Source organism: Ruegeria sp. AI3, assembly GCF_056541245.1.
This window is the reverse complement of sequence record NZ_JBQFYA010000002.1, coordinates 446,546-455,127: the sequence shown is the minus strand read 5'-3', so window position 1 is coordinate 455,127 and position 8,582 is coordinate 446,546. Positions and strand designations below refer to the sequence as shown.

Genomic DNA, 8,582 nt, shown 5'->3' with positions numbered 1-8,582 from the left:
CATTGCACCACAAACCGCGCAGCCGTAATCTGCCCAACCGGCACACTGGTCGACGCGAGTTTCGCAGACACGTCCAGCAAAGGAGCGGTTAGGCAAAACCCCAGCATCAGCGCAACGCCGACAAGGGTGCGATCCGGAGATTGAGGTATGGGTTCAGCAGAAGTCATCGTTTCATTTAGAGATGTCGCCAAATGCGTGTCTGTTCTCAATACGACGACAGGCAAAAGTCCGGCAATCCAAGAGTTCGAGTTGAATTAGATATAGCGCTCGTGGCGAATGTCTCCTCTGAAGGGCCGCACAGCCGCATCAGGTGGCCCGGCCAAAGGGCAGCTAGCTTACCCTGAACTGGTCGCGGAGCATGCGAAAGATGAACTTGGCCTTGTGACTTATAGTCAAAGGTTCATTCGAAATTCTAAGACTGTTCCACTTGCTGGAGCAAGTTGATCGCCAGGTGTTCAGCGTAGCTGCGCCAACACATCTTCCGCGGCCCTTAATCCTTCTAGGTGGGCTCCGCTGACCGAGCATTGTTGGTTAGGATGTGTAGCTTCACCGGCGAAGTGCACCCGCTCAGCATGAGACTGGCGTAAGACAGCGCGTTTGTTGTGGCCTCCCGGCTTGGCTCCAGCGTAAGAACCACGCACATAGGGTTCATTTCGCCAAGCGGTAGCGTGGCCTTTGATGAAGGCTTTTCTGACTGTTGTGCCGAAAAAGCCAACCAATGTTTCGAGCGCGTGCTCTATGGCGCTTTCAGGCCCCGCGTCCTGCAAAAGTCTGGAAAAGCTTCCAGAACTTTCAAAGCTGGTAAGGCCGGTGTTTGAGATGTTGCAAAGAAAACCGCCTCCGCGGGCTACCCCGTTGGCGTCGGGTTCTAAGTGGTACGTCAACCAAGTATCGGGTTGCACTGGCAAAGCTCCGGAGCGGAAAAGGAGGCCAGCGTGATTGTAGTCTCCCATAGTGATGAGCTCGAGCGCTGAGCGTCGGTCGGATTCTAGCGGGGGATCAAAGTGGATGATGTCTTCGGCTAGGACGCCAACGGAAACTGTAACAATTACGGTTCGAGCTTTGATCTTGCCAGTGGCCGTAGTTATCTGCACCCCTTCAGTGAGAGATTTTATTTCTGTGACCGGAGTGGCCAATTTAATTGGCAGCCCCTTTGCAGTGCATGCAATTAGGTGTCCGAAGCCTTCGCGACAAAACCAATCGTCTCCGCCCTCCCAGGCACTGATGTCTCGCAGAGATGTATCCGGCAAATCTCTGGCAATCGACAAGGCAAATGTCATCGCTGCCGTGAACGACCAATGCCCTTTGTTCTGCCAAATGTCTGCCAAGGACCGGTCTGTTGGAATTCCGGTACTTGCTTCAATTTCTGCATCGATGCGCGCCGCTTCAGTGATCGCGCTATGAAGCTCGTCGACTTCGTCCCACAGAACAGCGTCATCCTCCAAGCCATATGTCACCGCGTTGTCTGGGGCTGCATAGAGATCAAGGCCGAGTGCGAGACCTGGAGCTTTCAGAGCGTTTGCATGTTCGGTGTGCATCCAGTGCGCACCCATGTCGAACGGGACGCCAAAGATTTCCGTGTCCGTGTGTGTGCGCCCCCCGACGCGGTTGGATGCCTCGATGCAGACTACTGAGAGTCCCGCGGATTTGAGAGCGTGAGTAGCTGCAATTCCTGCTGCTCCGGCGCCAACGACAACGACGTCAAAGTCGTGAACTTTCAATGCTTTCGCTCCAGAAATGAGATTGGCATGAGAGATGGTTTTCGGAGTGGGTTTGCGCTTTCCTTACATTTTGAGAATTTACAAGGATTTGAGTTATCCAAGGATTTTGTCGTTTGCGCGGAAGCAGTCATTGATTGGTTCTTGAGTTTAGATTGCAAACGAATTCTGGAATTGAAACGCCCTCGTATCCAGCCAGATCGAGCGGATCTTCCGTGTCAAGCTTGCTGCATCTTCGGTAGATTTCCAGCATCTCGGCAGAAAGCTCGCCGCTCTTAAAAAAATACATCGCGGCAGCATATCTTGTGGCGCCAGAGCCAGGTTTTCCGATGGCTGTTACCAGGAACTGCGTTTGAGCTTCTGCTTCCTCCACTTTGAATATACCTTTAGTCACGATTTCGGCTCAGCGGACATCGCATCATTCAACGCGGCAACTTCATCTTCTCCAGGCGCTGATTCAGAGTTGTAGATTGGCAGAATGTTCCTGAGATGGTCATGATGAGAGCGCACGCCGTACTCGAGATCAGAAAGATAGAAGCCTTCAAACGCCTCCGAAGCCATGGCTTCATTGGACCATATCGTGAGCTGAATATCTTCTTCCACTGTCTCTCGATCAATCCGGGCGGCAAGGTAGCGTGCCGCTCTTTGTTGGCGGTCTTCGTTCGGGTTTCGGTATGTCGCGCTCCGTAGAATGGATTTATCCGTCGTGATCGGAAACTCTTGATAAAAGAGGGTCGTCTCAGGTGTGACGGCTATGACCGCATTTGGAAAAATGCCGTAGTAAAGCCAAGTTTTGTGCAAGTGTTCTGGCAGGTGAGGCTGTGGTTTAGTGAATTTCTTGTAGTTGCGAACGGCCCACCTCCGGCCCTTTGTCGGAGTGAATTTTCCGTCAGAACGTGAGATACCATCGACATATGGTTCGTCTGAATAGGTCGAGCCATACAGATCCTGAAGGGCAGGGTGCGCGAGCGGGACATGATACCCTTCGTTGTCGACATCTCTGATCGATTTCCAGTTTACAGGAGTCTCCTCGGTCCAGATTCCGTCCGTCGGGACATGTTCGGCCATTTTGTAGGCAGAGACTTCCTGTTCAATCGGGGCTAGCAGTTCGGCTACTGATGGCTGGGGTCCAGGTTTGAATCGGACGAAGACAAAACCCTGCCAGATTTCCATTTCAATCTCTTTCAGGCCAAACTCGTGCTTGTCTAGATCGGGGAACGACTCCGGACGGGCGGCGCCGCGTAGCGTTCCATCAAGATTGTAAACCCAGCCGTGAAATGGGCAGACTAGAGCGTTTGCACATTTTCCTTGCTCTTTCGAGACCAGCCGAGAACCGCGGTGACGACAAACGTTTAGAAACGCGCGGATGTCCGAGTTGCTGTCCTTCAAGATCAGGGCGCGCTCACCGCACATGTCAAAACATAGAAAATTACCGGGTTCCGGAACATCCGAAACATGGCACGCGATTTGCCAATGCGTTTTGAAAAGTTCGCTCTTCTCAAGTTCAAGAAGGGCATTGCTGTGATAGCACCAACCGGGCAACCCGCGACGGTCCCAATTGGTAGGAATTTCTGTGTTTCTTACTTCGTCGCGCATCGGAACAACCCGCATAGTTTTGGTTTGGTCAGTTTGGGTCTCAGATGGGGACAGTATCCAGGAGTGAAAATTTGGCCTTGCTGGATCCGCCACTCTTCGACTGAGTGTAGGTGTCGCTTAAATTGACTTGCTCGTCAACTTTTTCTGACTGAATGATCATTCAGAAATGTGCTGCTAGTCACGCCTGTGAGGTTTCCTTGGTCGATGGTTTTCGATTTACCTGCTCAAAAATCAGGTGCAAAACCAGTGATACGTAGAGATATGATCAAAATTCATTCAGCCAAGCTTGACAGTGCGGATTTCAGCGGACTACCGTTCTGAATGACCAGTCAGATAAAAACATAGCGACTTGGGGGAATGGGGTGCTTGGTGATCGCGCCCGCAACGCAGGCGCGATCATTCGAGAAGACAGACTAGCAAACAAGGCAAGACAAATTCAGCCACCACTCAGGGAGAGGAAGCGAAGTTATGAACTCAATCAGGAAAATCGCCGGAATTACAGTTATAGCAGCAACTACTACTGCAGTTTCGGGATCGGCTTACGCGCAAGAGCGTGTGTTGAAGGTTACGAATTGGGGAGAATACATCGCTGAAGACACAATCGAGAACTTCGAAAAAGAATACGGTATCAAGGTGATCTATGATCCGTATGACTCTGCCGAAGCAATTGATGCCAAGCTACTCGCGGGAAACAGCGGATATGATGTGGTTAGTCATGCCGGCAGTGATACGGCTCGTCTGATTAAGGCGGGAATTGTTGCACCGTTGGATATGTCGAAGCTGGACAATATCAAGCACATCGACCCGGCAATCATGGAGCAGTTGTCAAGTGAATGGGATCCAGGCAACCAACACTTCATTCCTTATATGTGGGGAACGCACGGCGTCACATACAACGAAGAATTGGTGAAAGAGACGTATCCAGATGCCCCCATAGGCTCGATGGATATGGTTTTCGATCCTGTTCACATGAAAGAGCTGTCCAAGTGTGGAGTTTCATTCCTGGATTCCCCGGGCGACATCATTCCGATGGCTTTAGCGCATATGGGCCTGGATGCGAACTCCACAAACAAGGAAGACTATGAGAAGGTTGGGGAGATGTTGGCGGAAATCAGGCCATACATCAAAACCTTCGATAACTATGCTTATCAACGGATGCCTCAGAAAGAGTTCTGTGTCTCAACCACATGGGGCCCTGACGGTCTCCTTGCCATGTCTGGCGCAGCGGAAGCCGACACTGGTGTAGTGCTAGACTTCTTCCTGCCCGAAGGTGATCGTACAGCGCAGCTGTGGATTGATGGTTGGCTGATCCCGGAAGACGCCGCGAACAAAGAAGACGCTCATCTTTTCCTGAACTATATGATGCGCCCCGAGGTTGCGGCCAATGATAGTAACTTCACCTGGTATGCGACCGCCAACCTGACGGCCAAGCCCATGGTTGATGAGGCTGTAACCTCCAGCCCAGCCGCGTTCCCAACATCGGATCAGGTTGCCAAGATGTACACGACTGCCGTTCTTCCTCCCAAGGTCGAGCGCTTGCAGACACGTACCTGGACTGACTTTAAGGCCGGAAACTAAATCCACTCACACTGGCAAATGAAGTAGCGGACCAGACCGGTTCGCTACTGCATCCCCAGATCCCGACTGGCAGACTAAGAGGCCCAAATTGACTGTTTCCACGGCTGTCAGCCCAGAACCATGGCTCGATCAAAAAGAACAGGAACCTCTGGTCAAAATCAGAGGCGTAACCAAAAAATACGGTGCAGTGACTGCTGTCGATAACGTTGATCTGGATATCTACAAAGGAGAGTTATTCTGCCTTTTAGGCGGATCTGGATGTGGAAAGTCGACACTACTTCGAATGCTTGCTGGGTTTGAGGATTTGAACAGTGGTACAATCACTATCGACGGAGTCGATATGGCCGATGTGCCAGCTTACGAACGTCCGACCAATATGATGTTCCAAAGCTATGCGCTGTTTCCGCATATGACCGTCGAAAAAAACGTGGCTTTCGGGTTGGAGCAAGACCATGTCCCCAAGCTAGACATTGCGGACAGAGTTCACGACATCCTCAAGCTTGTTGAGTTGGAAGATTTCAAAAAGAGAAAACCTAAACAATTGTCCGGTGGGCAACGCCAGCGTGTTGCATTGGCGCGGGCCTTGGTCAAACGTCCCAAGTTGCTGCTCCTGGATGAACCTTTGGCTGCTCTGGACAAAAAACTGCGTAAGCAAACGCAGTTTGAGCTTGCCAACATTCAGGACAAGGTCGGCGTCACGTTCATCGTCGTGACTCACGATCAGGAAGAAGCAATGACCCTGTCTTCGCGAATGGCCGTTATGGACGCGGGTCGCTTCAAACAGATTGGAACTCCGACAGAGATCTACGAGTTTCCAGAATCCCGCTTTGTGGCTGACTTTATCGGATCAGCAAATATTTTTGAGGGCAGGGTGACCGAGGATGGGGCCGACCATGTTCGGGTCGAAACCGAGTTCTGCGAAGTTTATATTGATCACGGTCATTCTGTTAAGGCTGGCAGCAAGATTTGGGTTGCGCTGAGGCCCGAGAAAATTCGACTTGAGAAATCTGATACAATTGCTGAGGGCGCGAACCAGACAGCGGCCGTTATCGACGATGTTGGGTATTTGGGAGAGACATCGATCTACAAAGTAAGGCTTCCCAATGGCGAAATCTTCGACGTCACTCAGCCCAACCAGTCTCGTCCGACGCATGCTGCGCAGCGATTAACCTGGGAAGACAAGGTGAATATCAGCTGGGATCCGTCTAGCGCCATGTTGCTCCACTCATGACGGATTTTACCGAGGATATGTCCGAACCGCCGCAGGTTGAACGACAACCCATGATCCGTTTAGTGATGCGGCGTATCCAGAGCAGATGGCGTCAGATCGTCACCGTCATACCGTTCTTCTGGTTGCTTGTATTCTTTCTGGCACCATTCTTCATTGTCGCAAAGATAAGCTTAGCTGAACTGGCGATTGCGAGCCCGCCATTCACAAGTTTAATTGAGTGGACAGGCGACGGGATCATGACAATCCGCCTGGTCTTCGACAATTTTGTCTACATCTGGGAAGACAGCCTGTACTTTGACACTTACGTAAATTCACTCAAGATTTCAGTAACGTGTACGTTCTTGTGCCTCTTGTTTGGCTACCCTATTGCCTATGCAATTGTACGATCGGGGCCGGTCGCGAAGCCGCTCTTGTTGTTTGCAATCATTCTTCCGTTTTGGACGTCTTTCTTGTTGCGGGTCTATTCGTGGATGGGCCTGCTTGCGGATCAAGGCACGATCAACAACCTTCTGATAGCGCTGGGGGTGATCGATGAGCCGATCCGCATGCTTTACACGGAATTCGCCGTCTATATCGGGATCGTCTACACCTATATGCCGTTCATGATCCTGCCGCTGTACGCGAATATGGAGAAGCTGGACAACAGCCTGAACGAGGCGGCCGCCGACCTTGGTTCCAAACCAACGAACACTTTCTTCAAAATCACATTGCCTCTGACGATACCCGGAATTGTCGCTGGTTCACTGCTGGTCTTTATCCCTGCGACCGGCGAGTACGTTATCCCCGATCTGTTAGGTGGCGGCAACGTGCAGATGATTGGGCGGGTTCTCTACAATGAGTTCTCTAGAAACAGCGATTGGCCAGTGGCCGCTGCAGTTGCGATTGTTCTGCTGTTCATACTGGTGCTGCCAATCATGGTTTTCCAGCACTACCAAGGCAAAGCAGCGGAGGAGCAATAGATGTACGCCAAACGCTCCCGTTTCTTAACCATCATGCTGACCTTGGGACTGGCATTCTTTTACATCCCAATGATCCTTTTGGTCATTTACTCATTCAACTATTCAAAGCTGGTACCGGTTTGGGGTGGATGGTCGTTACGCTGGTACAAGGAGCTTTTTCAATCTGCCGAAGTCTGGAGTGCTGTTTCGCTCAGTCTTCAGATTGCCGTTGTGAACGCTACCTTTGCAACAGCGCTTGGCACCTTGGCAGGTCTGGCGATGGTGCGCTTTGGGCGGTTCAAGGGGCGGACCTTGTTCGGCGGCATGTTGGTCGCGCCATTGGTGATGCCCGAGGTGATAACCGGATTGTCCTTGCTGGTTTTCTTCATCTCGTTGAACCAGCTGATCGGATGGCCTGCTGAGCGTGGTTTTGCGACGATTACGATCGCGCATATCACCTTTTCCATGGCTTATGTGGCGGTGACAATTCAGGCGCGCTTAACCGGCGTGGGGCAAACACTGGAAGAAGCGGCGGCCGATCTTGGCGCAAAACCGTTCAAAGTTCTGACGGCCATCACGATCCCACAGCTGACGCCGGCACTAATTTCCGGATGGTTGCTGGCCTTCACGCTGTCTCTCGATGATTTGGTCATAGCAAGTTTTGTTACCGGCCCAGGCGCAAATACCTTGCCAATTTTGATCTTTTCGCGCATTCGACTGGGCCTCAGGCCGGACATCAACGCGCTAGCAACCATCATGATTCTTGTGATCGCTATCTGTGTCGCTATCGCAGCAATAATTATGTTCCGACAACAGAGGGCGGATTTGTTGGACAGGCAAATGGCTGAACGAGAGGAGAGTTAAATTGGAGACGCATGAGCTGCAGAAAAAACGACGCACCGAACCTCCCGAAGTTCGTCGCTTACAGTTGATCATGGCCGCCATAGACTCGATCTCGAAACGCGGGTTTTCTGACACGACGCTTAAACACGTGACAGAAACAGCCAATCTGTCCCATGGCGTGGTGAATTATCACTTCGACAGCAAAGAAGCTTTGTATGACGCCGCGCTGGGTTTCCTTGCGCAAGAACATTATGAGAATTGGCTCAAATACTATGAGGCTGCGGAACCTACAGCCGCACATCGACTGGCTGCGATTATTCAAGCGGACTTTGACAAGAGCATCTGTACTCACAAGCGCTTAGCTGTCTGGTTTGCCTTTTGGGGGCAAGCAAAATACCGGCCGAATTATCTGAAGATTCACAATAAATACGACAACGAAAGATATGATCGAATTTTGCACCTATGTGGTGAATTGATTGCCGACGGCGGCTACGACGATCTTGATCCAGAAAAAACAGCCCGTGCTGTAGAGGCGATGTCAGACGGGGCCTGGCTAAGTTTGATGCTGTATCCAAAGGTGGCTGATCGTCGGGAATTCAGGGATGTTTGCATGCTTTCGCTGTCGCGGTTCTTCCCAAAACACTTTCCAGTCTGAGCGAAAGCATCGAACAATATGGC

At 51.4% G+C, this 8,582-nt stretch carries 8 protein-coding genes and 1 pseudogene; 5 read left to right on the top strand and 4 right to left on the bottom strand.

Annotated elements, in window-relative coordinates; all coding sequences use genetic code 11:
- The 4 genes and pseudogenes from ACRZ95_RS05985 to ACRZ95_RS05970 form a co-directional block, all read right to left on the bottom strand.
- Positions 1–167: pseudogene (locus tag ACRZ95_RS05985) on the bottom strand (DMT family transporter); the annotation flags it as partial.
- A 288-nt stretch (positions 168–455) separates the two neighbouring features.
- Positions 456–1,721: a flavin monoamine oxidase family protein gene (locus ACRZ95_RS05980; RefSeq protein WP_170463992.1), complete on the bottom strand. Its 1,266-nt coding sequence runs from the start codon at positions 1,719–1,721 to the stop codon at positions 456–458.
- A 127-nt stretch (positions 1,722–1,848) separates the two neighbouring features.
- Positions 1,849–2,112 carry a hypothetical protein gene (locus tag ACRZ95_RS05975; RefSeq protein WP_256367988.1) on the bottom strand — a complete coding sequence of 88 codons (264 nt, stop codon included), beginning with the start codon at positions 2,110–2,112 and terminating at the stop codon, positions 1,849–1,851.
- Complete coding sequence (locus ACRZ95_RS05970; protein WP_170352661.1) at positions 2,109–3,314, bottom strand: aromatic ring-hydroxylating oxygenase subunit alpha; 1,206 nt, start codon at positions 3,312–3,314, stop codon at positions 2,109–2,111. Before ACRZ95_RS05970 ends, ACRZ95_RS05975 begins: the two co-directional genes overlap by 4 nt.
- Before the next feature lie 468 nt (positions 3,315–3,782).
- Between ACRZ95_RS05970 and ACRZ95_RS05965 the strand changes: the two genes are divergently transcribed.
- The 5 genes from ACRZ95_RS05965 (at position 3,783) to ACRZ95_RS05945 (ending at position 8,559) form a co-directional block, all read left to right on the top strand.
- Positions 3,783–4,892, top strand: coding sequence for an extracellular solute-binding protein (locus ACRZ95_RS05965; protein ID WP_170352662.1), 1,110 nt, complete (start codon positions 3,783–3,785; stop codon positions 4,890–4,892).
- An 88-nt stretch (positions 4,893–4,980) separates the two neighbouring features.
- The gene (locus ACRZ95_RS05960; protein WP_170425545.1) at positions 4,981–6,123 is read left to right on the top strand and encodes an ABC transporter ATP-binding protein; all 1,143 of its coding nucleotides are present in this window, start codon (positions 4,981–4,983) and stop codon (positions 6,121–6,123) included.
- A 50-nt stretch (positions 6,124–6,173) separates the two neighbouring features.
- Positions 6,174–7,082: an ABC transporter permease subunit gene (locus ACRZ95_RS05955; protein ID WP_480554667.1), complete on the top strand. Its 909-nt coding sequence runs from the start codon at positions 6,174–6,176 to the stop codon at positions 7,080–7,082.
- On the top strand, positions 7,083–7,925 hold the full coding sequence (locus ACRZ95_RS05950; RefSeq protein WP_170352665.1) for an ABC transporter permease subunit: 843 nt from the start codon (positions 7,083–7,085) through the stop codon (positions 7,923–7,925). It abuts the gene before it with no gap.
- 1 nt (position 7,926) lies between these two features.
- Entirely contained in the window at positions 7,927–8,559 is a 633-nt protein-coding gene (locus tag ACRZ95_RS05945) for a TetR/AcrR family transcriptional regulator (protein WP_170464490.1), read from the top strand.
- Positions 8,560–8,582 lie beyond the last annotated feature (23 nt).

Coding starts and splice junctions, on each gene's coding strand:
- ACRZ95_RS05950 (WP_170352665.1), top strand. CDS start 7,083: ATGTACGCCAAACGCTCCCGTTTCTTAACCATCATGCTGACCTTGGGA.
- ACRZ95_RS05965 (WP_170352662.1), top strand. CDS start 3,783: ATGAACTCAATCAGGAAAATCGCCGGAATTACAGTTATAGCAGCAACT.
- ACRZ95_RS05970 (WP_170352661.1), bottom strand. CDS start 3,314: ATGCGCGACGAAGTAAGAAACACAGAAATTCCTACCAATTGGGACCGT.
- ACRZ95_RS05955 (WP_480554667.1), top strand. CDS start 6,174: ATGATCCGTTTAGTGATGCGGCGTATCCAGAGCAGATGGCGTCAGATC.